25 protein-coding genes are annotated in these 26,598 nt (G+C 56.6%); 14 read left to right on the top strand and 11 right to left on the bottom strand.

What is annotated here, in order from left to right; translation table 11 throughout:
* Positions 1-24 precede the first annotated feature (24 nt).
* From EUU23_RS07335 to rph, 4 genes are read right to left on the bottom strand one after another with little or no spacing between them, the layout of a single operon-like run.
* The gene (locus EUU23_RS07335; protein WP_160353375.1) at positions 25-918 is read right to left on the bottom strand and encodes a tyrosine recombinase XerC; all 894 of its coding nucleotides are present in this window, start codon (positions 916-918) and stop codon (positions 25-27) included.
* A 14-nt stretch (positions 919-932) separates the two neighbouring features.
* Positions 933-2,093 carry a radical SAM family heme chaperone HemW gene (gene hemW / locus EUU23_RS07330; RefSeq protein WP_160353374.1) on the bottom strand — a complete coding sequence of 387 codons (1,161 nt, stop codon included), beginning with the start codon at positions 2,091-2,093 and terminating at the stop codon, positions 933-935.
* Positions 2,090-2,716 (bottom strand): RdgB/HAM1 family non-canonical purine NTP pyrophosphatase, encoded by a 627-nt coding sequence (rdgB, locus tag EUU23_RS07325; protein WP_160353373.1) that lies wholly within the window; start codon positions 2,714-2,716, stop codon positions 2,090-2,092. The genes hemW and rdgB overlap by 4 nt, the downstream gene beginning before the upstream one ends.
* Before the next feature lie 4 nt (positions 2,717-2,720).
* Complete coding sequence (gene rph, locus EUU23_RS07320) at positions 2,721-3,434, bottom strand: ribonuclease PH (RefSeq protein WP_143774959.1); 714 nt, start codon at positions 3,432-3,434, stop codon at positions 2,721-2,723.
* A gap of 81 nt (positions 3,435-3,515) precedes the next feature.
* Here rph and hrcA point away from each other — a divergent pair, with 81 nt between their 5' ends.
* The 3 genes from hrcA (at position 3,516) to EUU23_RS07305 (ending at position 6,702) form a co-directional block, all read left to right on the top strand.
* Positions 3,516-4,559, top strand: a complete 1,044-nt coding sequence (hrcA, locus tag EUU23_RS07315; RefSeq protein ID WP_160353372.1) for a heat-inducible transcriptional repressor HrcA — start codon at positions 3,516-3,518, stop codon at positions 4,557-4,559.
* A gap of 112 nt (positions 4,560-4,671) precedes the next feature.
* Positions 4,672-5,250, top strand: coding sequence for a nucleotide exchange factor GrpE (gene grpE / locus EUU23_RS07310; RefSeq protein ID WP_160353371.1), 579 nt, complete (start codon positions 4,672-4,674; stop codon positions 5,248-5,250).
* A 54-nt stretch (positions 5,251-5,304) separates the two neighbouring features.
* A complete protein-coding gene (locus EUU23_RS07305; protein WP_160353370.1) occupies positions 5,305-6,702 on the top strand; it encodes an MATE family efflux transporter in 1,398 nt (465 codons plus the stop codon).
* On the opposite strand, the gene EUU23_RS07300 is transcribed toward EUU23_RS07305, so the two are convergent.
* Both EUU23_RS07300 and EUU23_RS07295 read right to left on the bottom strand, forming a co-directional pair.
* Entirely contained in the window at positions 6,691-7,197 is a 507-nt protein-coding gene (locus tag EUU23_RS07300) for a vgr related protein (protein ID WP_246156162.1), read from the bottom strand. The two genes, EUU23_RS07305 and EUU23_RS07300, sit on opposite strands and share 12 nt — an antisense overlap.
* Positions 7,160-7,630, bottom strand: a complete 471-nt coding sequence (locus EUU23_RS07295; protein ID WP_160353368.1) for a copper chaperone PCu(A)C — start codon at positions 7,628-7,630, stop codon at positions 7,160-7,162. Before EUU23_RS07295 ends, EUU23_RS07300 begins: the two co-directional genes overlap by 38 nt.
* A gap of 219 nt (positions 7,631-7,849) precedes the next feature.
* Between EUU23_RS07295 and dnaK the strand changes: the two genes are divergently transcribed.
* The 3 genes from dnaK (at position 7,850) to EUU23_RS07280 (ending at position 11,925) form a co-directional block, all read left to right on the top strand.
* Positions 7,850-9,760: a molecular chaperone DnaK gene (gene dnaK, locus EUU23_RS07290; RefSeq protein WP_160353367.1), complete on the top strand. Its 1,911-nt coding sequence runs from the start codon at positions 7,850-7,852 to the stop codon at positions 9,758-9,760.
* A gap of 67 nt (positions 9,761-9,827) precedes the next feature.
* The gene (gene dnaJ, locus EUU23_RS07285; RefSeq protein WP_160353366.1) at positions 9,828-10,946 is read left to right on the top strand and encodes a molecular chaperone DnaJ; all 1,119 of its coding nucleotides are present in this window, start codon (positions 9,828-9,830) and stop codon (positions 10,944-10,946) included.
* An 88-nt stretch (positions 10,947-11,034) separates the two neighbouring features.
* Entirely contained in the window at positions 11,035-11,925 is an 891-nt protein-coding gene (locus EUU23_RS07280) for an MBL fold metallo-hydrolase (protein ID WP_218939518.1), read from the top strand.
* A 57-nt stretch (positions 11,926-11,982) separates the two neighbouring features.
* Here EUU23_RS07280 and EUU23_RS07275 read toward each other — a convergent pair whose 3' ends face one another.
* Positions 11,983-14,340 carry a patatin-like protein gene (locus EUU23_RS07275; protein ID WP_160353364.1) on the bottom strand — a complete coding sequence of 786 codons (2,358 nt, stop codon included), beginning with the start codon at positions 14,338-14,340 and terminating at the stop codon, positions 11,983-11,985.
* 93 nt (positions 14,341-14,433) lie between these two features.
* On the opposite strand from EUU23_RS07275, the gene radA reads away from it, so the two are divergent.
* From radA to EUU23_RS07255, 4 genes are all read left to right on the top strand, one after another.
* Positions 14,434-15,801 (top strand): DNA repair protein RadA, encoded by a 1,368-nt coding sequence (gene radA, locus EUU23_RS07270; protein ID WP_160353363.1) that lies wholly within the window; start codon positions 14,434-14,436, stop codon positions 15,799-15,801.
* A gap of 135 nt (positions 15,802-15,936) precedes the next feature.
* Positions 15,937-16,455, top strand: a complete 519-nt coding sequence (locus EUU23_RS07265) for a CvpA family protein (RefSeq protein ID WP_160353362.1) — start codon at positions 15,937-15,939, stop codon at positions 16,453-16,455.
* The gene (locus EUU23_RS07260) at positions 16,452-16,886 is read left to right on the top strand and encodes an iron-sulfur cluster assembly scaffold protein (protein WP_160353361.1); all 435 of its coding nucleotides are present in this window, start codon (positions 16,452-16,454) and stop codon (positions 16,884-16,886) included. The genes EUU23_RS07265 and EUU23_RS07260 overlap by 4 nt, the downstream gene beginning before the upstream one ends.
* Entirely contained in the window at positions 16,886-18,667 is a 1,782-nt protein-coding gene (locus tag EUU23_RS07255) for a monovalent cation:proton antiporter-2 (CPA2) family protein (RefSeq protein WP_160353360.1), read from the top strand. The genes EUU23_RS07260 and EUU23_RS07255 overlap by 1 nt, the downstream gene beginning before the upstream one ends.
* A 9-nt stretch (positions 18,668-18,676) precedes the next feature.
* Here EUU23_RS07255 and aroB read toward each other — a convergent pair whose 3' ends face one another.
* Positions 18,677-19,795, bottom strand: coding sequence for a 3-dehydroquinate synthase (gene aroB / locus EUU23_RS07250; protein WP_160353359.1), 1,119 nt, complete (start codon positions 19,793-19,795; stop codon positions 18,677-18,679).
* Positions 19,792-20,316 (bottom strand): shikimate kinase, encoded by a 525-nt coding sequence (locus EUU23_RS07245; RefSeq protein WP_160353593.1) that lies wholly within the window; start codon positions 20,314-20,316, stop codon positions 19,792-19,794. The genes aroB and EUU23_RS07245 overlap by 4 nt, the downstream gene beginning before the upstream one ends.
* Positions 20,317-20,504: 188 nt before the next feature.
* On the opposite strand from EUU23_RS07245, the gene EUU23_RS07240 reads away from it, so the two are divergent.
* The 4 genes from EUU23_RS07240 (at position 20,505) to EUU23_RS07225 (ending at position 25,775) form a co-directional block, all read left to right on the top strand.
* Positions 20,505-22,301, top strand: coding sequence for a hypothetical protein (locus EUU23_RS07240; protein WP_160353358.1), 1,797 nt, complete (start codon positions 20,505-20,507; stop codon positions 22,299-22,301).
* An 11-nt stretch (positions 22,302-22,312) separates the two neighbouring features.
* The gene (locus EUU23_RS07235; protein WP_160353357.1) at positions 22,313-23,239 is read left to right on the top strand and encodes a tyrosine recombinase; all 927 of its coding nucleotides are present in this window, start codon (positions 22,313-22,315) and stop codon (positions 23,237-23,239) included.
* Complete coding sequence (locus EUU23_RS07230; RefSeq protein ID WP_160353356.1) at positions 23,236-24,180, top strand: acetyl-CoA carboxylase carboxyltransferase subunit alpha; 945 nt, start codon at positions 23,236-23,238, stop codon at positions 24,178-24,180. Before EUU23_RS07235 ends, EUU23_RS07230 begins: the two co-directional genes overlap by 4 nt.
* 98 nt (positions 24,181-24,278) lie before the next feature.
* Positions 24,279-25,775 (top strand): M48 family metalloprotease, encoded by a 1,497-nt coding sequence (locus EUU23_RS07225; RefSeq protein WP_218939517.1) that lies wholly within the window; start codon positions 24,279-24,281, stop codon positions 25,773-25,775.
* Positions 25,776-26,119: 344 nt separating this feature from the next.
* Here EUU23_RS07225 and EUU23_RS07220 read toward each other — a convergent pair whose 3' ends face one another.
* Entirely contained in the window at positions 26,120-26,278 is a 159-nt protein-coding gene (locus EUU23_RS07220; protein WP_160353355.1) for a Flp family type IVb pilin, read from the bottom strand.
* 112 nt (positions 26,279-26,390) lie between these two features.
* The gene (locus EUU23_RS07215) at positions 26,391-26,564 is read right to left on the bottom strand and encodes a Flp family type IVb pilin (protein WP_160353591.1); all 174 of its coding nucleotides are present in this window, start codon (positions 26,562-26,564) and stop codon (positions 26,391-26,393) included.
* Positions 26,565-26,598: the final 34 nt, after the last annotated feature.

Below are 26,598 nucleotides of genomic sequence, written 5' to 3'. Positions count from 1 at the left end.
GGTCGGTTTGGGACCGTCCCGATGCTACCCCGACGCGCGGGGATGCGCGTTGAAATATTCGTCGAGCAACATGGCCGTATCGACGGCCGTATAGACCTGCGTCGACGACAGGCTGGCGTGCCCCAACAATTCCTGAAGGCTCCGCAGATCCGCGCCCCCTGCCAGCAAGTGGGTGGCAAAGCTGTGGCGCAACGCGTGCGGTGTGGTGCGTTCGGACAAGCCCAACCGCCCGCGCGCGCCCTGGACTGCTCGGCGGATCAAGGCGGGCGATAGTGGACCACCGCGTGATCCGCGGAACAATGGCTCATCGCGCATCATGGGGTAGGGGCATAGTAAGATATAGTCTTCAATTGCGGCTTTAACTACCTCCAACAAAGGGACAATCCGTGTTTTGTTACGTTTACCAGTAACCCGCAAAGTGGATCCCAAGGGCAGTATGTCGCCCTTTAGTCCTGTCGCCTCACTAACCCGCAATCCACTTCCGTAGAGCAACAGTAAAATGGCCCAATCGCGCGCGCCGACCCATCCTTCGCGCGCCGAACCCGCAGCATCTTCGGCAAGGGCGACGACATCGTCCGGGTTGACCGGACGCGGCAGGCTGCGTTGCACACGCGGGCCTTTCAATGCGGGTAGATGGGCATCTTTACCCAAAGCAAAGCGCAGAAAATGCCGGACCGCCGACAGTTCACGCGCGGTCGACCGGTTGGTCAATCCATCGATGCGGCGGTCTGCAAGAAAGGCGCGCAAATCGCCTGCGCTGATTTTAATGAGCCCGGTGCGGTCAACAGTCCCACCCCAATGAAGCTCCAAAAACCCGCTTAAACGTTCTGCCGTCGCTTGATACGCGCGCACGCTATGTGGCGACATACGGCGGTTGTCGGTCAGAAAAGCTTGATATTCGGCGAGCAGGGATGCCATCGCGGGAAACCCTATCAGGCGGGCGCGCTTGCCTCAACCGCTACTATCTCCGGCAGGATCGCGTCGAGTAAGGGCATACCCTGCGTCGTTACGATAACGCGACTTTCCGAGCGGTGGATCAGCCCCAGCTTCGCGATGCGGTCGACCGCCTCTGTATCGAGCAGCGATTCAGGGGCAATGCCCGTTTTTTGCGACAGGCGGTCGAGGCATATCCCTTCTGCAAGACGCAGGCCCATTAGCAACGCTTCGGTAGCGCGTGATGCGGGGTCGAGCACTTCCTCGCTGGCAAGAGCATGTCCATTGCGCTTAATTGCCGAAATAAAATTTTCAGGTTTTTTATGGCGTTGGGTGGCATTATTCAGACGTCGTCCATGTGCGCCCGGGCCAATGCCGATATAGTCGTCATACCGCCAATAGCTCAAATTATGACGGCTTTCCGAACCTTGCCGGGAATGGTTGCTGATCTCATAAGCTGGCAATCCGGCTGCCGCCGTCAGGGATTGCGTCCTATCATAAAGCGTGGCCGCCTCATCATTGTCCGCTGGCAGGAATTGGCCTGTGCGGACCATGGTTTCAAACCTTGTCCCCGGTTCAATAGTCAATTGATAAAGCGACATATGGTCAGTGCCAAAGGACAGGGCCTGACGCAATTCTGCCTCCCATTGGTCCGCTGTCTGGTCGGGACGGGCGTAGATCAGGTCGATATTGACACGTGCGAAATGCTGCTGTGCGATCGAGAGGGCATCGAGGCTTTCGGCAACGCTGTGGGCACGGCCCAAAAAAGCGAGCGCACCGTCATCAAGGGACTGAAGTCCGAGCGATACCCTGTTCACCCCAGCCTTTGCAACGTCTGCAAAGCGCGCAGCCTCGACCGAGGAGGGATTGGCTTCCAGCGTGATCTCGATGTCGTCAGCAAAGCCCCAATGCGCCTCTGCAGCGTCAATCAATGCTGAAACGGTAGCAGGCGGCATCAATGATGGCGTACCACCGCCGAAGAATATGGAGGTGAGAGAACGACCCTTGGTCAGCCCGGCTTCATACGCCATGTCCTTCAACAGGGCAGTTCGCCATGCGTCTTGGTCGACGCTTTCGCGGACATGGCTGTTAAAATCGCAATAGGGGCATTTGGAAATGCAAAACGGCCAGTGGATATAGAGGGCGAGGGGTTCGCTCAAAAGACCGCCTCAACCAGTTTGCGAAAGGCATCGGCCCGATGGCTCATCGCATGCTTTTCCGCCGGATCAAGCTCGGCAAAGGTTTCGGTCCGGCCGGACGGCACAAACACCGGATCATAACCAAAGCCCAATGTCCCGCGCGGCGGCCATGTCAGGCTGCCCTGCACGCGTCCTTCAAAAACCTCTTCATGGCCATCCGGCCAGACAAGCGCGAGGGTGCAGATGAAATAGGCGCTCCGGTCGGTTTCCGGTCCCTGTTCGGCCAGCTTACCCTCGACCTTGCCCATCGCCATATACCAGTCGCGCCCGGGACCACCTTCAAAGCCCTGCTTCTCCGCCCAATCCGCGGTGTACACACCCGGCGCACCGGACAGCGCCGTAACGCAAAGACCACTGTCATCGGCCAAGGCAGGCAAGCCCGATCCTTGGCCCGAGGCATGTGCTTTTAGCAATGCGTTCTCTGCAAAAGTCGTGCCTGTCTCCTCCGGTTCGGGCAAACCAAGTTCGCCCGCTGAAACCGGTTCGATGCCGAAAGGAGCAAGCAGGGCGCGGATCTCCCGCACCTTGCCTGCATTGTGGCTGGCGATAACCAGCTTTCCGGGCAGGAGTTTGCGGTGTGCCATACGTTTACTTCACCGCGTCTGCCTGCACCGCGAATATCCGGTCTGTGCCCATACGCGCAAGGCGAAGCAGGCGCAGAAGGCTTTCTTCGTCATAAGTCGCGCCCTCGGCAGTTGCTTGTACTTCGGCAATCTGTCCGCCTTCGATCAGCACGAAATTGGCATCGGCATCCGCGCTCGAATCTTCGATATAGTCGAGGTCGAGGACGGGGGTGCCGTTGTAGATGCCACAGCTGATCGCCGCGACGCGGCCGCTGATCGGGTCTTCCTTGATCGCTCCGGACGCCAGCAAGCCATCAACTGCCAGACGCAAGGCCACCCAAGCGCCCGAGATCGCCGCTGTGCGCGTACCGCCATCGGCCTGCAACACATCGCAGTCGAGCGTAATCTGATGCTCGCCGAGCTTCTTGAGGTCGACGACGGCACGCAAGGAACGACCGATAAGACGCTGGATTTCCTGTGTCCGGCCGGATTGTTTACCCTTTGCCGCTTCGCGCTGGCCACGGGTGTGGGTGGCGCGGGGCAGCATGGAATATTCCGCCGTCACCCAACCTTCACCCTTACCGCGCAACCATGGCGGCAGGCGGTCTTCGACACTGGCGGTCACCAGAACGCGGGTATCGCCGAATCCGATGAGGCAGCTGCCTTCGGCATGCTTGGTAAAATGGGTTTCGATTGAAATGGGGCGCATTTCGTCGGGCGCACGGCCGGATGGACGCATGATATTCTCCTGATAACGGGTGTCGCGCCGCCATAGCCTCCTGCGCTTGCTTTGCAAGCGTGCTGCGCTACATCTAACTTTGTGAACCAGACACCGATCAACGAACTGAGCGACCGCACGCGTACCATTTTCAAAATGGTCGTCGAAAGCTATCTTGATCATGGTGTTCCTGTGGGGTCGCGGACGATTTCGAAATTTGCCGGGCTCAATCTGTCCCCTGCTTCGATCCGCAATGTGATGCAGGATTTGGAAGAAGCGGGTTTACTGGCTGCACCGCATACCAGCGCGGGACGAATGCCGACCGAGAGCGGGTTGCGCCTGTTTGTCGACGGTATGATGCAGGCAGCAGAACCATCGGCGGAAGAGCGTCGCGCAATCGAATCGCAAATATCCGGCGATGGCCCAATCGAAGAAGCGCTGGCCGCTGCAACATCGGTGCTGTCCGGCCTGTCCGCCTGTGCAGGCGTGGTGCTGGTGCCAAAACGCGACGCGGTCCTGAAAGCGTTCAGCTTTGCCCGATTGTCGGCGGCACAAGTCCTTGCGATCATGGTTGGGACAGACAATAGCGTTGAAAATCGCGTGGTATCGATTGACCCTTCGGTCAGCGACGGGGCCTTGGTAGAGGCATCCAATTATATCTCCGCACGACTATCCGGGCTTACCCTTGCTCAGGCCCTGGCGCGTCTCGACAGCGAAATTCGTGCCGAAAAGGCGGAACTGGATGTGGCCAGTGAAAAGCTGGTGCGCGACGGACTGGTCATCTGGTCGCTCGATGCCAATGACCGACCGGTGCTGATTGTGCGTGGCCAGTCGAACCTGATTGATGATGCGGCGGCGGCGGACCTCGACCGGGTGCGGCAATTGCTCGACGAACTGGAGAGCAAAGAGGAAATTGCGCGTCTGGTCGACAGCGCGCGCGAAGCGCAATCGACGCGGATATTCATCGGATCGGAAAATAATCTGTTCTCCCTCTCCGGTTCTTCGGTGATCGCCGCCCCATATCGGGAGGCGGGTGGCAAAGTCGTCGGCGTCGTCGGCGTAATCGGTCCTACGCGGCTCAACTATGCGCGGATCGTGCCGATGGTGGATTTCACCGCGCAGGCACTCAGCCGGTTGATGAAGTAAAATTCTGGACCGCAGAACCAACGGCACCGCTTGATGATTCCGGCTGACCACCTATATGCCCAACGCAGGACGCGGCGGAACATGTCGCAAAACAAACAGGTTAATGCAGGTTATGACGGATAAGAAAAACGAAGCAGTAGACAGCGCCGCTGAAAAAGAGATGGAAGGCGTTCCTGAACATTTGCGTGACGGGGGTGATGAGCCTGCCGAAAATGGCGATGCCGAACGGATTGCATTGCTCGAAGAACAACTCGCCGCGGCAAAGCAGGACGTTCTCTACGCCCAGGCTGACACACAAAATGTCCGCCGCCGTATGGAAAAGGAGGCCGTCGATGCACGGGCCTATGCCGCCACCAACTTTGCGCGCGATATCCTTTCGGTATCCGACAATCTGACGCGCGCGCTGGATGCTATTCCGGCAGAATTGCGTGAAGATGAAAAGATGAAGCCTCTGGTCACCGGATTGGAAGCGACGGGCCGGGAACTGGAAAGCGTTTTTGCCAAAAACGGCATTACACGCATCGCTGCGATGGGCTTGCCGCTCGACCCCAATTTGCATCAGGCAATGGTCGAAATTCCCAATGCGGAGACGGAAGCAGGGGTTATCATCGCCGAAATGCAGGCGGGATATATGATAAAGGACCGCCTGTTGCGGCCCGCTCTGGTCGGGGTTGCTAAAAAGCCGGATTGATCCGTCAAACACCCCCTAGCGGGAACCAACCCATTGGGCTATCCCGCCCATCCCATGACTGCCCAGGCCATCACTTTAAACCCCCCAACCCCTTGGCGTGACGAATTTCGCGCCACTCTGGCGCTCGCATGGCCGCTTATTTTGACCAATGTGACGATGGTCCTGATCAATTCGACCGATGTTTTCCTGCTGGCAAGACTCAGTCCGGATGCGTTGGCGGCGTCGGCCTTGGGGTCGGGCATTGTGATTGCGGTGTTGCTGTTCGGCATTGGCGTTATTACGGCGGCCTCGCCCCTGATGGCGGCGGAGATCGGGCGCAAGGCCCATTCGGTGCGCGATGTCCGGCGTACAGTTAGGCAGGCGTTCTGGGCTTCGGTTGCGGTGTGTATACCGCTCTGGCTCATTCTCTGGTTTACAGGTCCCTTCCTGATCTGGGCGGGGCAACCGGTGCGCCTGGCCGAGGACACGGGGCTTTTTGTGCGGGCCTTGCAATGGATGATCCTGCCCACACTCGGCGTGGTTGTGCTGCGTTCCTTCATGGCCGCTCTGGAACGACCCAATTGGGCGATGGCAGCCGGAATTGCGGCGGTTTTTGTGAACGCCGTCATCAATTATGGTCTGATATTTGGCCATTTCGGCCTGCCACGGCTGGAACTCGTTGGCGCCGGGATTGGTAGCTCGCTGACCGCGCTTTTCCAGTTCCTGTTCTTGTCTGCCGTCGTCACGCGCCATCCGAAATTCCGTCGCTACCATCTGTTCGGCCGCTGGTGGCGTGCCGACTGGACCCGCTTTTTCACCATCTGGCGACTCGGTTTTCCAATCGGGCTGCATATGGGGTTTGAGGCCATGGTATTTGCCGCAGCGGTCTTTTTGATGGGCTATATCGGCACCAGTTCGGTCGCGGCACATGCGGTCGCGATCCAGATTGCATCAATGACCTTCATGGTCCCGATGGGTCTGGGGCAGGCGGCGACCGTCCGGGTCGGGCTTGGATTTGGCCGCAGGGATGGTGACGCTATCCGCCGTGCAGGATGGACGGCTTATGCGTTCGGCGTTGGCTTTATGTCGGCGATGGCCTTGGTGATCTGGCTTTTCCCGTCCACCTTGGCCGGGTTTTTCCTCGACCCCGAATTGAAAGGTAATGCCGAGGTACTGAACCTTGCTGTGTCGTTCTTGCTTGTGGCGGCGGTGTTCCAGATTGTCGATGGCGCACAAGTCGTCGGTACCGGAATGCTTCGCGGGCTTCAGGATACGACATGGCCGATGTTATTTGCAGCGCTGGGTTATTGGGTGATCGGGATCGGCTTTGGATGCTGGCTCGCCTTTTATCGCGGTTGGGATGGAGCGGGTATCTGGATGGGGCTTGCCGTTGGACTGGGCATTGTCGCCGGACTTGTCCTGACCCGTTGGCTTATGCGCGAACGGCTCGGGCTATTGCCCTTAAAAGGGTAGAATTCCATCATATTGGGAAAGCGATGGCGCGCCTGCGACCTTTGCCCCGTTCCGCAACAGGAAAACATGGCGGACAATTTCCGCCTGCTGTTCAATGCCATATCGTTCCAGCGTCCATCCCGGTTTCAAGCTGTAATCATATCGGCAAAAAGGATGGCGGCGCAGCGGCAGGAAAACACCTTGTTGATGTTGCCAGACATGGACAAGCTCATGGATGAACAGCCCCTGTAATCCCAGATCGCGGTCGCAAAAATCGTCGCAAAACATCTGGTTTTTCGGATGGAACCAAAGATGCCCGTCGGGTGCCATGGTCACGCGGGACGGCTGAAACCACCACCATTTGCGGTTGTGGATGCGGATTTTGTCATAGTCCAGCGCATCGCCAAATACGGATTTTGCGAGCGCCCGCTCGCGCGACGTCAGGGGGCGGCCGGATTTATGCGGACCGAACATCCGTTTAGTTAAGCGCTTTTTTCTCGTCCGGGTCGGTGCCATCCATTTCCTGAACGCGCGCCTTTACCAAGATGCGTTCGTTGTTGGAAAATAGAAACTCGGTCTCAATCTCGCCCAGGCGGCGGGGGATCAGGTTTACGCCCCACATCATCACATGTTTCCCGCCGCGTTTGAATTCGACTTTTTTGCCCGAAGGAATCAGCACCCGTTGCATCGGCGACATCGAAACAGCCCCTGTTTTCGGATCGACGCTGACGTCGTGCATTTCGGTGCGGATGGCCGATGGTGTGCTGACACGCAAAAGATAGACATCCTGCGGTCCGCCATAGACATTGAAATGATAGCTCGACGGGTTGCTATCAACCGGCGACAGGGTCAGAACGGCTTCTTTCACTTTCAACTGCGGTGTTGGTCCGCAAGATCCGAGAAGGAGCGCCATTGCTGCTGTGCCAAGGGTAAAAACTCGCCGGTCCATTTTTATTACTCCGAAAATCTGCGTTCGCAAAAACTGTCTAAAAGCGGGGCGCACCGTCACTTTTTCCCCATCTAGGTATCCCCAAGCCTTGTGCCAAGCAAATTGGCACCTATATCGCCGCTACAATGTCGATTTACGGAAAAAACACCGGCGCCTGATAGGGCCGGTCCGAAAAGCGGCATGATTAAGTTCAATTCTAGAATTTCGGGGTAAGTTTTTATGGCTAAAGTTATCGGTATCGACTTGGGCACGACAAACAGCTGCGTTGCGGTTATGGACGGTGGCAAGCCCAAGGTCATTGAGAATGCAGAAGGTGCGCGCACCACACCGTCAATTGTTGCCTTCGCCAAGGATGGCGAGCGTCTGATCGGGCAGCCTGCCAAGCGTCAGGCCGTTACCAATCCGGAAAGCACTGTTTTTGCGGTGAAGCGTTTGATCGGTCGTCGTTTTGACGATCCCATCACCAAGAAAGATACCGAGCTGGTTCCTTACAGCATCGTCAAGGGCAAGAATGGCGACGCGTGGGTGAAGGCTGGCGGCGACGATTATTCGCCTTCGCAGATTTCTGCGTTCATCCTGCAAAAGATGAAGGAAACCGCGGAAGCCTATCTGGGTGAAACCGTAACGCAGGCCGTTATCACGGTTCCTGCCTATTTCAACGACGCCCAGCGTCAGGCAACCAAGGATGCTGGCCAGATTGCCGGCCTTGAAGTGTTGCGTATCATCAATGAACCGACCGCCGCTGCGCTTGCTTACGGCCTCGACAAGGACGAAAACAAGACCATCGCGGTCTATGACCTTGGTGGCGGTACGTTCGATATTTCGATCCTCGAAGTCGGTGACGGCGTTTTCGAAGTGAAGTCGACCAATGGCGACACCTTCCTGGGCGGTGAAGATTTCGACAGCAAGCTGGTGGAATTCCTCGCGGCTGATTTCCAGAAGGCCGAAGGCATCGACCTTACCAAGGACAAGCTCGCGCTGCAGCGTTTGAAGGAATCGGCTGAAAAGGCGAAGATCGAATTGTCTTCGACCCAGACGACTGAAGTCAACCTGCCGTTCATTACCGCTGACCAGAATGGTCCGAAGCACTTGGTGAAAACCATCACCCGTGCCGACCTTGAAAAGCTGGTCGATGACCTGATCAAGCGCACGCTGGAGCCTTGCAAGAAGGCCATTGCCGACGCCGGGATCAAGGCCGACGCGATTGACGAAGTCGTCATGGTGGGCGGCATGACCCGCATGCCCAAGGTGCGCGAAGTGGTGAAGAACTTCTTCGGCAAGGAACCCCACACCGGCGTGAACCCAGATGAAGTCGTTGCCATGGGCGCTGCTATTCAAGCTGGCGTGTTGCAGGGCGATGTTAAAGACGTGCTCTTGCTCGACGTTACCCCGCTTTCGCTAGGTATCGAAACGCTGGGCGGTGTGTTTACCCGCATGATCGACCGTAACACGACGATCCCGACCAAAAAGAGCCAGGTTTATTCGACCGCCGAAGATAACCAGAATGCGGTGACGATCCGCGTCTTCCAGGGCGAACGTGAAATGGCAGCCGACAACAAGTTGCTCGGCAATTTCGATCTCGTCGGCATTCCCCCAGCGCCACGCGGCGTTCCGCAGGTTGAGGTAACCTTCGATATCGATGCCAACGGTCTGGTCAGCGTAACCGCTAAGGACAAGGGCACCGGCAAGGAACAGCAGATCAAGATTCAGGCTTCGGGCGGTTTGTCCGATGCCGACATCGACCAGATGGTCCGCGATGCCGAAGCTTTTGCCGAAGAAGACAAGAAGCGTCGCGAGGCGGCCGAAGCCAAGAACAACGCGGAAAGCCTCGTCCATACGACCGAGAAGCAGCTTGAAGAGCATGGCAGCAAAATCGATGCCGGCCTGAAGAGCGAGATCGAAGCCGCCGTGGCTGAGACCAAGACTGCTATCGAAAGCGGAGACGCCGAAGCGATGAAGGAAAAGGCGACCGCCTTGGCCCAGATCGCGATGAAGCTTGGCGAAGCCATTTACAAAGAGGAGCAGCAAGCTTCAGCCGCGTCAACAAACGACGCCGCCGAAGACGCACCGGCCGACGAAAATGTGGTCGATGCCGAGTTCTCCGAAGTCGAAGACGACAAGAAAGACTAAAGATGGAAGTTTCCGGCCGTCGCTTTCCGAAACGCAGCGACGGTCGGGACCAAGGGGTTAGTCGATCATGAGTCTCGACATCGATTATTATGAATTGCTGGAAGTCGAACGGTCAGCGGATGAAAAGACGCTGAAGTCGTCTTACCGACGGCTCGCTATGGAATGCCATCCTGACCGCAATCCGGGGTGCGACAAATCCGAAGCGAAGTTCAAAGCCATTAGCGAAGCCTATGATGTCCTGAAGGACCCGCAAAAACGCGCCGCTTATGATCGCTTTGGCAAGGCTGCGTTTGAAAATGGCGGCATGGGTGGCGGTCAAAGCGGCGGTGGCTTTGGCGATTTTTCGGATATTTTCGAAAGCTTTTTTGGCGATGCCTTTGGTGGTCGACAACGCGGCCCCGCACGCGGCGCGGACTTGCGCTATGATCTGGAAATCTCGCTGGATGAGGCCTTTCACGGCAAGGACGCGGAAATCACCATCGACGTCGCATCGGCGTGTGGCACATGCGAGGGTACGGGCGCAACGCCGGGTTCCGGCAAGCGTCGCTGCAATCTATGCGGCGGACATGGCAAAGTGCGGGCACAGCAAGGCTTTTTCGTGGTCGAGCGCACTTGTCCGACCTGTCACGGGCGCGGCGAAGTTATCGAAGATCCCTGCAAGGTCTGCCGGGGCGAAGGCCGGGTGGATGAACGCAAAACAATATCGGTCAGCATCCCGCCCGGCGTTGATGAAGGCACACGCATTCGCGTCGCCGGCAAAGGCGAGGCCGGGCCCTATGGGGCGGCGGCGGGTGATCTATATATTTTCATCCATCTGGCGCGGCACAAGGTTTTTGAACGCGACGGCACCACCCTGTTTTGCCGCGCACCTGTAAGTTTCACGACCGCATCGCTTGGTGGCGAAATCCGGATACCCGGGCTTGATGGCGCGGAACATATCATTCTTGTCCCCGAAGGCATTCAGTCTGGCAAGCAACTGCGTCAACGCGGCGCGGGGATGCCGGTCCTTCAGGGTCGCGGTCGCGGTGATATGGTCATCCAGATCGATGTCGAAACGCCAACGCGACTGACCGCACGCCAAAAGGAGTTGCTCCGCGAATTTCGGGAGACGGAAACCGGCGCGGAAAGCCCGCAATCCGCCGGATTTTTTGACAAGCTCAAAGGTATTTGGGATGATCTGACTTAGCAGATTGCTTGCTTTGCCTTTAATCGGGCTGGTCATCGGTGGATTTGAAGCTTAGAATTCCCCTGAAATACTTTTGGAGATTTCCCCGATGAAGATGCTTTCGTCCCTTTTTGCGCTCGCTTTTGTCTCCGTTGCCGGCCCGGCCATGGCTCAGGACGATTTAAGCAAAGTGGAAATCAAGCCGGTAATTCTTGCCCCCGGCGTCGCCGTTCTATTTGGCGCGGGCGGTAATATTGGCGTGTCCTATGGCGAAGATGGCACCGTCCTTATCGACGATCAATTCGCCCCGTTGACCGGGAAAATTCAGGCAGCCGTAGCCGCGCTGGGCGCGCAGCCGGTCAAGTTTCTGGTCAACACGCATTGGCATTTTGACCATAGCGGCGGCAATGAAAATCTCGGCAAGGCGGGTGTCACGATCATGGCGCATGACAATGTCCGCGTGCGAATGGCGGCTGGTGCGACGGTTGCCGGTAATGTCGTGCCACCGGCTGCAAAGGCCGCTCTGCCCGTCATTACATATGCCGATGGGCTGAAACTGCACCTCAATGGCGAAGAAGTCCGGGTCATCCATATGCCCGCCGGGCATACCGACGGCGATTCGATCATCCACTGGACAAAATCGAATGTCATCCACATGGGCGATCTGTTCATGCTGCAAATCAGTTTCCCCTTTGTCGATGTAGGCAGCGGCGGGGATGTGCGCGGTTTTGTTACTGCGGCGGACAAGGTTCTGGACATTGCCAATGACCAGACGAAGATCATTCCCGGCCACGGCGCGATTGCAACCAAGGCGGACTTGCAAAATCACCGCAATATGATCGCCACGGTTATTGCCAAAGTCGAAGCAGGGATCAAAGAGGGCAAAACACTGGATCAGATCAAGGCTTCGCGGCCAGCCGATGGTTTCGGCGTAAAAACCGATGGTTTCATCACGGCGGAACGTTTTATAGAAACAGTCTACGCACAGTTGAAGGGGTGACAGCCTAGGGACAGGACCCTAGGTCATGATCCTGAGAGCATTGCAGTCTATCGTCATCTAAGGCGCGGTTCCGCCCAGGCTTTCGATTTCGGACCGGAGCGACGCGATCAGGGGTTTTATTCTGGTCAGCCGGGGCTCCTCCTGATCCAAAATCGCTTCAAACGCCTCTCGCTTAAAAGCGTGAACGGCTGAGTCATCGACAGATGTTCCTGCAGGCAGCGAGGACAAAACGATGTCGATCAAGCGCTCCGCACCGTGTAACCGCCCCCAAAGATAGTCATTTTCGCGGTAGGAACGGCTGAAAAAGGCACCGAAATTGTTGAACTCGATTCCCTTCAAGGTTGCAGCGGCGCCCCCTGTTCTGATGCTGTTGCAATCTTCGGGCGAAATGCGGTCGACCTTGACCGGATCAAATTCGTCCAGCCCTTCCCCCTGTAAAAGCGGCAAAGTCGCGATATCGTATAACGGATAACCGATATAACCGAGCAGCATGATGCGGCGGCTATCTTCGGGCATTTGAAGCAAGGCATCGCATAGGATTTGGTCGGCCAGACCATCCGCCTCGACAAGGTCAAGTCTTCCAGCCAGCGAGTCGAGCATTTTCCCCGGTTCCGCGATGCCTTTAGCGACGAACAAGCCGAAATCTGTACCCAGAAATTGGGAGGTTTCCCGTTCCAGAAACAGCGACAGGCACGCATAGATATTGTCGTGCATGACCTTTGTGCCAACATCTTCGCCGCTATAGTCCGCTTCAATCTCGTGCGCCAAACGACGGGCGAGGAAGCGCAGGCGACGGATGCGGAATCTGATGTCATGCTGTTTGAAGAACTGGATCGATTCCTTGGTTGCGCCGACGCCTTTGTCATGTGCCATCGCATCCAAACCGCGCGTCCGGATTTCATTCCGGATAGCGGTCCGTAACATCCGGAAATGTAGTGGGTCGCCTTCAGGATAGCTTCGGCGGGCGATGGCCATGATGTCATCGACCACGCCTGCCATTTTCAAATGGCCATAGGCAGGGTAGCTATAGCCAGCGGCTTGCGCGCCCTTTTCATTTGCGGTTGAGCGCCATTTGTTGAGCCGTTCTGGCGTCGGCTGTGACAAAAACCATGTTTTGCCAAGCAGCTTTTCAATTGTGCTTTCCACCTCAAGCCGCAAACTGTCCGTTATCTGCCGCATCCGTTCAATCCGTTCGGTGCGGCCCTCCAGTTTTTCAAGGCTGTCGCGGATGGGTTGTTCGCGGGGGATATTCGATGTGGCACCAAATATTGTAGAAAAGAAACCCGGCGGCTTCATTCTTATGCCATCTTTGGTATTTGTCCCACCCCGCTTTCCAAAGCGGAAACTGGGGCGGCCGGGCTTCGGGTCGATATAGACAAAGCGCCGGTCAACTTCGCGCCGTGCGGGTCGATTGCGTAAGGCTTCAATGGCTTGATTGAACGGAGCGTTGGCAAGGACAGACCCGTCAATCAACATGGTATCGGCGGCCACACCAGCGGCATATTGCTGGGGTAAAATCCGTTGGAGAAAAGTGTCGCGCCCGGCCCAATCTATTCCGCGCGCTTTGACCTGGGCGTCCAGTTCATGTGCGGAAAATGGAGGGAACGCTCCGGGGAAGCTGGCTGTTGCCCGGGCCGCGAACACCAGTTCGGGAATGGCGGCCACATCCATTCCGTCGCGCCCGCGGGTCGAAAAACTGATCGTGATGCGATGTTCTGATTCGACCACCATGGACGGGCTGTTCAGCATCAAAACCTGGTCGTGCCCGGCAAAATCGGTGACGGTAACAAACAGGTCGAGCGGTTGATGCTGCGGCAATAGCGCCTTGCCCGTCATACCCTTGGCCATTGCGTCAAAGGCATCGAGCAACAGGCCGGAAAAAACCTGCCCGCCAAAAGGTGGGGCGAACCACCTTGCCCGGACGAAGCGGGATAATTTTGTGGCGACTTCCTCCTTGGCTTCATCGGCGACCATCCGGTCAATCGCACCGCCTTTGCGGCGTAAAATCATCCATGCGATCGGGATGGCCCAGAATTTCGAAAACCGCGACAAGGGGCGTGCATCGGGGTCGAGCAATATTTCGACATCAGCCTTTTCCAGCCATAAATCGGTCAGCGGTGCCAGCGACTGGCCCGTGACAATCGCCTGCGACAGAAAAACACCGTTGATACCGCCCGCGCTAGACCCGGCCACAATATCAGTGAATATCCGTAATTTCGTACCTGCGACCGCTTCGATCTTCGCCATCAGGTCGGAATAGACATTTTCGCTTCCTTCGCCGCCAACGTCGCCATCATGATAGGCACGACTGGCGCGGATCAAATGCCAGATCTCGCGGGTGACACCATGCATGTAGATGGCAAGGCTGACGCCGCCATAGCAGATAAGCGCCAGCCTGAGTTCTTTCTCCCGCATGGCTCTGATGTGACACTGCTTGGCATGGCACGCAAGCAGAGAAGCGACCAGTTTGGCACTTGAGTTCCTGATATGTTCTGTTATTCAACCAGAATGGCAAAGGCAAAGCGCAGATATGTGTGTCAGGCATGCGGTTCCGAAGCGACCCGTTGGCAGGGACAATGTGACGATTGCGGCGAATGGAATACCCTTGCCGAAGAGGCGGGCGCCACCGTTTTCGAAATGAAGCATCATTTACGATCGGGCGGACGTTCGGTTGAACTGTCGGGGCTCGATAGTGATATCAAACTGCCCGACCGCGCGTCGACCGGAATTGCGGAATTTGACCGGGCGCTGGGCGGGGGGCTTGTACCGGGGTCGGCGACCTTGCTGGGGGGGGATCCGGGAATCGGCAAATCGACCTTGCTGTTGCAGGCCGCTGCCAATCTCGCACGGCGCGGATTATCTGTTGCTTATATTTCAGGCGAAGAAGCGGTTGATCAGGTGCGGTTGCGCGCGCGGCGGCTCGGGCTTGGCGACGCGCCGGTGCAGTTGGCCGCGGCAACTTCGGTGCGCGATATATTGACGACGCTGGGCAAGGGCGCGCCGCCTGCTCTGCTGGTGATCGATTCCATTCAAACGATGCACAGCGACCTGATCGAAGGTGCGCCGGGCACGGTCAGTCAGGTGCGGGCATCGGCACAGGAACTCATCCGTTTTGCCAAGGAACGTGGGTCGGCATTGATGTTGGTCGGTCATGTGACCAAGGACGGTACGATTGCGGGACCTCGCGTGCTGGAGCATATGGTGGACACGGTGCTGGCTTTCGAGGGTGAGCGAAGCCACCAGTACCGGATTTTGCGCGCTTCCAAAAACCGCTTTGGCGGCACCGACGAAATCGGGGTGTTTGCCATGCAGGAAGAAGGCCTTGCCGAGGTTGGCAACCCCAGCGCATTGTTCCTGACCGACCGGGCCGAACAGGTGACCGGCGCAACGGTGTTTCCGGCATTAGAGGGAACGCGGCCTGTTCTGGTGGAAATTCAGGCGCTGGTGGTGCGGCTATCAAGCGGGGCCACGCCGCGGCGCGCGGTCGTTGGTTGGGACAGCGGGCGGCTCGCCATGATTTTGGCAGTGCTGGAGGCCCGCTGCGGCCTCAGCTTTTCGACCGCCGAAGTATATCTGAATATCGCAGGCGGCTACCGGATTTCCGACCCGGCGGCCGATCTTGCGGTGGCGGCGGCTTTGGTTTCGGCGCTGTCTGAACGACCATTGCCATCGGATGCGGTGTTGTTTGGCGAAGTGGCACTTTCGGGCGAAATTCGTCCCGTTGCCCATGGTGCGTTACGGTTGAAGGAATCCGCAAAGCTGGGATTTAGCCGGGCTTTGGTGCCGCCATCGGTGAAAGGGCAGGCGGGAATATCGACGCAGGAATTTCGAACGCTGGCCAATTTGGTGGACCATATGCTTGGTCGCAACGGATAATGGCCCAACGGATAATGGGTGGTATGTCGGCTGCCATCATGAAACCCGCCCGATGCATATTATTGCCCTGTTCGCCCTATTCGCTTTTCATTCTCGCTCTTGTCTTTACGGCCCTGCGCCCTTAGCAACTTACCCATGACTGCACTTGATATCATTGTCCTGTTTCTGATCGGCAGTGGCGCTGTTTTCGGTTTTTTGCGCGGTTTTGTGCAAGAGGCGCTGGCGCTTATCGCGTGGATTTTGATTATCGCGGCGGTGCGGATTTTCCATGCGCCTGCAACTGCGGCGTTGAGTGAGCCTATCGGCACCGAAGCGGGGGCGGCTGTTCTTGCCTTTCTGGCCATTGTCATTGTCACTTTTGCGTTCGGTAAATGGATCGCCAAATCCATCGGGAAAAAGTCCCGCAAATCGGTGCTTGGCCCGATTGACCGCGTATTGGGTTTTGGCTTTGGTATGTTAAAAGGGCTGATCCTTGCGACACTCGTCTTTCTGTTGCTGGTAATGGGATATGAAACATTGTTCGGCGAAAAAGAACCGCGACCTGATTGGATGGTCAAATCACGGACCTATGCCTTGCTGAACGCGAGCGGCAATGCGATGTCCGAATTTGTCCGCGAGCACCGCGATACCTTTGAAACCGATGTGGCGGAGTGATGGATTCGGCACTTTATAATCGTGACATTTTGCGACTTGCCTCTGCTTTGGTAGTTGGCGACAAGCTCGAAAGTCCGCACGGAACTGCAGAATGCCGGTCACCCATTTGCGGCAGCCGTATTCAGGCTGATCTGATCTTGACCGATGACGGCATGGTTGCCGCAATTGCATTGCGTGCCAATGCCTGTGCGCTGGGTCAGGCATCAGCGGCAATTTTGCGGTCGCATGCCGTCGGGTCAGATCTGTCCACCATCGCTGACATCCGGGCGGGTATCGAGCGGGCGTTGAAAAAAGCCGACGAAATGCCGGAGTGCTGGCCTGAGCTGGCGGTCCTGACACCAGCGCGCGAATATCCGTCGCGGCATGCAGCGATATTGCTGCCATATGATGCATTATTGGCGGCCGCGGTTCAAATGGAACAGGCCAGCTGATGGAGGAAGCCTCCCACAATCTGGTGGCCGATGTCATGTTGGGTGGCGTGGTCTTGCTGGGTGCTGCATTGATTGCAGTCTTGCTCTTTCGCCGCCTTGGCTTGGGCGCTGTCCTTGGCTATCTGGTCGCGGGCATTGCGATCGGTCCTGATGGTCTGGGGTTGATTGGTGAGGCAAAGACAATTCTCGCTTATTCGGAAATCGGCATTATTTTGCTGCTGTTCCTTGTCGGCCTTGAACTGTCACCGAGCCGACTATGGCTGATGCGTCGCGACATCCTTTTGTTTGGACCGTTGCAAGTCATTTTGTGCGGAATGGCGATGTTCGGCGTGATCCTGATTGTGATGCCCAATTTCAGTTGGGAGGCGGCGCTTGTTCTTGGCCTGCCGCTGGCGCTTTCGTCAACCGCGCAGGTGTTACCGCTGCTGCAATCACGCGGTCGCCTTAAAACCGATTATGGCGAAAAAAGCTTTTCGATCCTGTTATTTCAGGATCTTTCGATTGTTCCATTACTGACAGTCGTCGCCGCATTATCGCGTGCGCCAGCCGAAGAAGGTGCGGTCGGCGGATGGTTGCTGGTTGTCTACGCTCTGCTGGCAATCATCGCCCTGGTTCTCGCCGGCAGGTTCCTGCTTTCGCCTTTGCTCAAGCTGGTGGGCAAGATTTCGGAGCGCGAGCTGTTCATCGTCACTGGACTGTTTACGGTATGCGCCAGTTCCGCAGTGATGCAGATGATCGGCGTGTCGGCGGCGTTAGGGGCTTTTGTCGCGGGCGTCATGCTGGCTGAATCCCCCTATCGGCACGAACTGGAGGCCGATATCGACCCGTTCCGCTCAATCTTGCTCGGGCTGTTTTTCCTGGCTGTGGGCATGTTGCTCGACCTTGATGTCATAGCCGCGCAGCCTTTGGTGGTGCTGGGGCTTGCGGTTGCGCTTATCTGTGTAAAAACCGGCGTGATCTTCCTGCTCGCGCGGTGTTTCGGCCTCAGCAGCAGCGCGTCGATTATCGCGGCTTTGCTGTTGAGCCAGGGCGGCGAATTCGGCTTTGTGTTATTTGCCGCCGCGCAAGGGGCCTTGTTGATTGAACCGGCGGCGGCCAGCCTGTTCGGCGCCGTCGTCACTCTGTCGATGGCATCGACGCCCTTTTTGATGATACTCGCCGGTAAACTGGCGTCCCGTAAGCAGACAAGCGAGGTTCAGCTAGACGACCCTGAACTCGCGGAGCAGGCAAATGTGATCGTTGTCGGGCATGGCCGATTTGGCCAGCAAGTGTCGCAAATCATGTTCGCCGCCGGACGCAGCGTAACGCTTATCGATATAAATCCTGAAACAATCGACCTGAGTGGCGAATTTGGGCGGAAAGTATTTTACGGCGATGGTACGCGCATCGACCTGTTGCAACGGGCAGGCGGCGACAAAAGCTTCGCGATTTTCTTCTGCATTAATGATCGGGATCTGGATGCCGAAACATTGACCCCCGTCCGACAGGCCTTTCCCAAAGCAAAAATATTCGCCCGCGCATATGACCGGCGGCAAGCCTTAAAATTGATGCATGATCCGGACATTAACATCGTACGCGAAGTTTTTGAATCGTCGATCAAATTGGCGGTTGAGGGGCTAAAGGCGCTTGGGCTGGCCAAACCACAGATCCAGACTATCGTCCGGGAATTTCGTGCGCGTGACCGGAGCCGGTTGATGGCACAATTTGAAAGCGGGGACATGCACGCAGGCCAAAGACACAGCTTTGGCGGTGACGACTCCGACGATTTCCTGATTGATTAGGTCCTGACCCTATGCGGTGAGTCCGGCGGGAAGCTGGCTATCGAGAAACGCCGCAACATCGGCCAGATCGACGTCTTTGGACAGGAATGTCTTCCCGATACCGTGGGCCAACAAAAACGGCAATTTCCCGCCCGCCATTTTCTTGTCGTGCATCATATAGTCAACGAGCTTTGCACCATGTGCGCTGACCCCGGCGTCGGCGAGTGTCACCGGCAGTCCGGCATTATGCAGCAATTGTGCGGCGCGGTTTGCGTCGTCGGCGCTGCATAGCCCGATCTTTGACGAATAGCGGAAGGCCAAAACCATTCCCGCCGCAACGGCTTCGCCGTGGAAAAGCCGGTCTGAGAAACCGGTATCAGCCTCCAGCGCGTGGCCGAATGTATGGCCGAGATTGAGCAACGCCCGTGTTCCGTTCAATTCCCGCTCATCCGCCGCGACAATGCGCGCCTTGGCCTTGACCGAATGCTCGATTGCATGCTGGCGGGCGGACGCGTCACCTGCAAAAAAGGCATCAAGACTGGTTTCGCACCAGTCAAAAAATTCGAGATCGTCAATAAGGCCATATTTGACCACTTCGGCGAATCCCGCGGCGAGTTGACGCCGGGGCAGGCTTTCAAGAACTTCAGGGTCGATCAGCACAACGGAAGGCTGGTGAAATGCGCCGACAAGATTTTTTCCTGCCCGGCTGTTAATCGCGGTTTTACCACCGACGCTGCTGTCCACTTGTGCCAGCAAGGTCGTCGGAATCTGGATGAATGAACATCCACGTTTAACGATATGCGCCGCAAAGCCTGTGATATCACCAACAACACCCCCGCCAAGGGCAATGATATGGTCGCTCCGTTCGACATGATGCTCCAGCAACCAGTCGGTCAGCTTTTCAAGCTCGAGCCAGCTTTTTCCAGCTTCGCCCGCAGGCAGAACGAAAATTTCAGCGGCCAGATTGGCGTCCGACAATTGGCGATGAAAACCCGGCCAGATATGTTTTGCAACATTTTCGTCGCTGACGACCAAAAATCGTCCGGCCCGCGCAAAGGGGGCCAGATATGTGGCGATGTTCTGGAGTAATCCGGCCTCGATATGGATTTCATAGGGCCGGTCGGCCAGATCGACGGTGATAACGCTCATTGAACAATGGCTTTCAGAATATTTTCCACAGTGCGGGCATGTGGCGAGGCGTCGCTGCGGATATGCAAGTTCGCCATCGCATAGATCGGGTTGCGAACCTTGCCAAGTTCGGTGAGGACTTCAACCGGATCGCGGTCTTTCAACAGCGGCCGGTTATTCCGGCGGGAAACCCGGTCGGCCAAAATTGCGATGTCGGCGTCGAGCCATATGGAAATCGCCCGCTCCAGAATTAGCGCGCGGGTGGTATCATTGATAAATGCACCGCCGCCGGTTGCGATGACTTTAAGACTGCCTTCGATCAGGCGCGCAACGACCCGCCGTTCGCCGTCGCGGAAGTAAGCTTCCCCGAATTTTGCAAATATTTCCGGTATCGGCATACCGGCGGCACGTTCGATTTCATCGTCGGCATCGACAAATTCGCAACCCAGCCGCGCCGCCAGCCGCTTTCCAACGCTGGTTTTCCCGACGCCCATCATGCCAACAAGGACGATAGGGCGATCAAGCGCCGGTTTCCCTGCCATGTCGGGGGGCTGGTTTTCCAAATCATTATATGTGCCCATTGCGACGGGTCCTATATATCGGCTAGGCTAAACCGGAAAGCGATTTGCCGTAGCATCTTCGGTGGTAGCAAATTATACAGAAGTCGGCGCATTTGCCGGAAAAAAAGCGGACCTGCCCTTTGACCAAAACGACATCCCTAAGCATTTTATTGTCAGCAAGCGTATTGGCGCTCGTCTTTGCACTGCCTGCCTTGGGGCAGCAGGGGCCTGAATCCCTGCTACCCGAAGGTTTCGGCGCCCCGCCACCCCCACCTACAAGCAGCAAGCCAAATTCTGCAAGCCCCGCACAATCAGTATCGGCCGCCCCGGCGCGACCATCGTCAGCGGGTGACCAATTGTCCACCGCCGCCCCTACCGCAGATGATGGTGACGAAAGCACGGAAGAGGATGCAGAAGGCGAAGAAGAGAGCGAAGAAGAACTGGCCATTCGTTATGATGTCCCGCCTGCCGCAAGGCGCTCGCTTTCCGCCATCGGGATTATATCTGCCGCGTCTGGCGGGTTTCCTGCCGAAGCTTTTGGCACAACGGACGGTAATTTTCTAAAGCAGGTCGTCAATCGCACGACGGGACCACTTGCGTCGCGTTGGGGAACGATTTTGGGGCGGCGGCTATTGGCGAGCCGCACCACTACGCCCATTGGCGTCAATGGTGCGGACTGGACAGCGGAACGGGCGTGGCTTTTGCTGCGTATGGGCGATTCTGTAGTTGCGCGGCAGCTTATCCAGCAAGTGGATGCTGGAAATTACACCAAAAGAATGCACGAAGTGGCTTTGCAGGTTTTACTGGCCAATGGCGACTTGTCGGGCATGTGCCCGATTGTCGAAAGCGGCGTTCGCTTGGTGAATGACGGACGTTGGAAAATGGCGCGGGCCATTTGTGCGTCGCTTTCCGGCGAACAGGGAAGCGCGACTGCCTTTATCAATCAGGGGCGCTATCAAGGCTGGGTCCGCGGTGTGGATTACCGGCTTTCGGAAAAGGCAGTTGGCGCAGGCATGAATGGCCGCCGGTCCGTGAAGATTGAATGGGACAATGTCGAAGGCATGAACCCATGGCGCTTTGGCCTGTCGGCGGCGACAGGGTTGGAGCCACCTGAGGAGTTATTGGCAAAAAGTGGCCGTCAATTGGCGGGATGGCAAGTCCAGCTTCCCATGTATCCCGCTGCGATCCGGGCCAAATATGCCGCACAAGCGGCGGCGTTGGGCGTATATTCCAATCGGGATATTGTTGACCTGTTCGGGCAGGTGCTGGACGATGAAGAAGCGCCGGACAATTTGCGAAACAATGCCGAGGCGCTTCAACAAGCCTATATTGCGGCAGGAGACGGCGCGCGTGTCACCGCAATGTCGACCATTTGGAGCGGGGCCACAAAAGGTGCCGACTATCATGGCAAGCTGATTATGACAGCGCGCGCCGCCGCACTTATCGCGCCAAATTCCGCGCATTCGGCATCAGCAGATGGATTGATTGCATCCATGTTGACCGCCGGTCTTGATCGCAATGCAGCAGCTTGGGCCAATATTGTCGACAGCGGTTCACTTGGATGGGCGTTGATTGCATTGGCGTCGCCAGAAAGCATCCAACCGGTGGAATTTGGCCCGTTGGACGACTTTTATGGCAATGACCAAAGCGAAAAGGGGCAAAGATCTGCCTTGTTGTTGGCAGGGTTGGCGGGGCTTGAGCGGATTGACCCGGATGCCCGGTCCGATTTTGGCGGCGAACTGAACGTCAACATTACCCGCGAAACACAATGGACCCGCGCCATTTCGGCGGCGGCGCAACGGGGGGAGCAGGGTACCGTTGCCTTGATGGCGATGGCCGGTCTGCAAGCGCCCAACTGGTCGGTGGTGCCCGCAAACCACTTATATTACATCGTGCGTTCGCTTCGACAGGTCGGCTTGAACGCCGAAGCGCGGATGATTGCGGCCGAAGCCGTTACCTTCAGCTAAAACAAGCGGGCATGTCCACCACCGACCTGAATCTGATCGATCGTTTCCTTGAAATGATGGCGGCGGAACGGGGTGCGGCGCGCAATACGATTCTGGCTTATAAAAGCGACCTTATAGCTGCATCGCAATTGAGCGGCGGAAAACTTGCAGAAGCCGAACCGCACATGCTTGCCTATTTGGCGGAAAAATGGCGCGACCTTGCAAGCAGTTCGGTCGCGCGCAAGGTTTCGGCGTTGCGCCGGTTCTTCGCGTTCCTGCATGAAGAAGGATTGCGCGGTGACAATCCGTCGTCGAGCCTGCCCAAGCCGGGACGGGCACAGGGCTTGCCCAAAATTCTGGATATGGACCAAGTCGACCTGCTGTTTCAGGCGATTGAGGCGGAACTGACGGTTGAGCGGCCATCGGCTGCGGCATTCCGGCTTTCGGCGCTGGTGGAGCTGCTCTATGGATCGGGCTTGCGCGCGACTGAACTGGTGTCGTTGCCAAGGACCGCCTGTGTTGGCGACCGCCCTTTCATCATATTGACCGGAAAAGGGGACAAGGAACGGCTGGTCCCCATTTCCGACAGGGCGCGTCTCTCGGTGGGCAAATGGGTGGAGTTTGTTCCCAGAGAACAGCGGTATCTGTTCCCGTCACGTGGCGGCCATATCAGCCGTATCCGCTTATACCAGATCATCAAGTCACTGGCCGCAAAGGCAGGGCTAGACCCCGAAAAACTAAGTCCCCATGTCTTGCGTCATGCCTTTGCGACGCATCTATTGGCTGGCGGTGCCAATCTGCGCGCTTTGCAGGCGATGCTGGGCCATGCCGACATCGCAACCACGCAGATATACACCCATGTCGACGCCAGCCGACTTGTCGAACTTGTGAACAAGCGGCATCCTTTGGCAAACCGCACGTTGACCCGCACGGCTTCAGGTTCTAACCCGCTGCAATGACCGTCTATCTGGATTTTGAAAAGCCCATCGCGGCGTTGGAAGCGCGCATCATCGAATTGCAGGAAGCTGCGGATGAAAGCGAAGTGGATGTGGATGCCGAAATCGCGAAACTGCGCGACAAGGCCGACAAGCAGTTGAAAGACACTTATGCAAAATTGACCGCCTGGCAAAAGGCGCAAGTTGCCAGGCATCCTGAACGGCCGCATTTCAAGCATTTCATTGCGTCCATGTTCGAAGATTTTGTGCCCTTGGCAGGTGATCGTGCCTTCGCCGATGATCAGGCCATATTAGGCGGCTTGGCGCGGCTGAACGACCGGAAAATCATGGTGATCGGCCATGAAAAAGGCGATGATACACAAAGCCGACTGCACCATAATTTCGGCATGGGGAAACCTGAAGGATATCGAAAGGCGATCCGTTTGATGGAACTGGCCGACCGGTTCGGTTTGCCGGTCGTCAGCCTGGTTGACACATCGGGCGCCTTTCCCGGCATTCAGGCCGAAGAACGTGGTCAGGCAGAGGCGATCGCCCGCTCGACCGAAAAATGCCTGCAACTGGGCGTTCCCATGATTGCGTGTATCGTGGGCGAGGGTGGGTCTGGCGGCGCGGTCGCATTGGCCGCGGCGGACCGGATTTTGATGTTCGAACATGCCGTCTATTCTGTCATCTCACCCGAGGGCTGCGCTTCGATTTTGTGGCGGACCGGCGACAAGGCAGCTGATGCGGCACAGGCCATGAAGATTACAGCTGAGGATTTGAAATCGCTGGGTGTGATTGACCGGATTGTGAAAGAGCCGATGGGCGGCGCGCATCGTGACCATGCCATGGCGGCGGCGTCGCTTGGCCTGGCCATTGGCGAAGAAATCGATGCGTTGGGCAGGTTCAGCCGGAAAGAATTGACCCAGCATCGGCGAAACAAATTCCTCGCCATGGGGGCTTAAGGACCTGACCCTAGGTCCTAAGGACCTCGATTCCAGATTTTACGCGTGCAGAACAATTGATATGCTATGCTGTTTTTGGTGATCCGAGGAGAGCGTAAATGCACATCAGCAAAAAAATACTGATATTGGGTGGGGCGTCATTATCGATTGCGGTCTTCACTATGGCCGCGCCGGTGGCCGCGCAAAAGAAACAGACAGCGTCGGTGCCAAAACCTTTCAGCGCGCAGGAAAAATCCCAAGGAGCCAAATATCACCCTGAAATCATGAAGGAATTTGGCGGAGCGATGCAAAGTCCGCAGACCGCCTATGTCGTGCGCGTCGGAAAGGGGATCGCCGTCCAATCCGGATTGGGAAATGCTGAGAGTGATTTTACCGTAACGTTGCTCAATTCACCGGTGAACAACGCCTTCGCAATACCGGGCGGTTATGTTTACATCACCCGGCAACTTGTGGCGCTGTGCAATAGTGAAGCGGAAATGGCGGGTGTGTTGGGCCATGAAGTCGGGCATACCGCCGCACGACACAGCCAAAAGCGTCAGAAAAGCACGACAATCGCCAATATTTTTGGCGTAGGCGGATCGATATTAGGCGCGATGCTGGGCGACAATGGCGGCTTGTTAGGTGCCATCGGCGGCGGTCTGAAACAATATTCAGGCGCTGCGGCGCAGTTTATCAGCTTGCGATATTCGCGCCGTCAGGAAGAGGAGGCCGATGATCTGGGCATTCGGTATTTGAGCAAGGCGGGATATGATCCGACGGCGCTTTCGTCGATGCTGAATTCGCTCGCAATGCAAACGGCAGTGGATGCCAGAGCGTCGGGTTTGGGCGAAGGCAGCATTCCTGAATGGGCGAGCACGCATCCGGATCCTGCGAAGCGCGTAGTTCGCGCCGCTGCGGGGGCAAAGGCTTTTCCGGCAAGTACCAACCGCAAAGCCGATACCCATCTCGCGGCCATTAACGGCATGCTTTATGGTGACGACCCGGCACAGGGTGTGGTCGAAGGACAGGATTTTCTGCACCCCGACATCAAAATGAAATTCAGCGCCCCCACCGGTTTTGGAATCCAGAACGGCACCGATGCTGTTTCCATAAACGGAAATGGTGGAAAGGCGATTTTTAGCCAGGGCGCTTTCAATGGTGATCGATCAGCCTATGTCGCCGTTGCGTTCAAATCGGTCTCTGGCCAGAATATGGCCATCCCGGTAGGCGATGTGCGTCAGACGACGGTCAACGCTATTCCGGCCTTTTATTCATCGACTGTCGTGAACACGCAACAAGGTCCGCGCGAGGTTACGGTTTTTGCTTATGAATGGGGCGGCGGTATTGCCTATCATTTCATCACCATCACCGCAGCCAACAACAGCCCGTTCAACGCTATGTTCAACAGCATGGCCCGGTTAAATGACAGTCAGGTTGCTGCCATCAAGCCACGGAAATTGCGTGTGGTAACTGTTGCAAAAGGAGATAGCGTCGCGTCGCTCGCGTCGCGTATGGCCTATACGTCCCTGCAAACCGAACGGTTCCGCGCGCTCAATGGCTTTAGCTCCAGTCAAAATGTGACCCAGGGCCAAAAAGTCAAAATTGTGACCTACTAGGCCGTGAACCCATCAACACCGCGTTTTTGGTTCACGCAGAGTTCGCGGAGAAGGTAGACTTCATCCTGAACCCTGGTTCCCTTCCCGTTGAACCCCATTCCCCGTCGAATCTCAAAAATCGGTCACCCTGAACTTGTTTCAGGGTGACGGTAGTTGGGGGTTCAGCGGGACGGTGTGGGAATCGGGGATTGTTTTGTGCGGAGGTTTTTTAAGGTGGGCAAGGGGAACGGTTCCTAAAGGGACTGCCCCCAACATCCATTAGATGCAAAATAAAAAGGGCGGCAACCGAAGTTACCGCCCTTTAATTCTGTCAGGCATTGGATGCCCGATCAGCTAAGCTTCTATTAGAGGCTGTTGCTGACCTTGGTAAAGGTGTTCGACAGGTTGTTGCCGAGGCTGCCCATGGCAGTGATTGCAGCTACTGCGATCAGAGCGGCGATCAGGCCGTATTCAATTGCAGTCGCGCCGTCTTCATTCTTGAAGAGTTTCTTGATAACTTTCATTTTAGGTCTCCTGTTGCTTGTTCAATTCACCCGAGCGGATATCTTTGTACTTATAAAAATATCCGACTTTGGACTGATTATTCCGAAATCTATACCAAATCGTTAACGTCACTTATCTTGCATTGATTATTTTATTCGATACCCGGTTCCACATACCTTGCGAACTGTCACCGAATTGTCCAAGTGATGCCACGATTGCGATAACAATCAGTGAAACAATCAAACCATACTCCACAGCCGTCGCCCCCTGTTCGCATCGCGTGATACGACGAATTAGATCCAACATATTTGGCCCCACTTCTTTCCCTGGTTGCGAGCCC

Origin of the sequence: Sphingorhabdus profundilacus, assembly GCF_009769755.1 — a bacterium.
Lineage (GTDB): Bacteria > Pseudomonadota > Alphaproteobacteria > Sphingomonadales > Sphingomonadaceae > Sphingorhabdus_B > Sphingorhabdus_B profundilacus.
The sequence above is the reverse complement of the archived record's forward strand: the minus strand, read 5'-3'. Positions and strand labels throughout refer to the sequence as shown.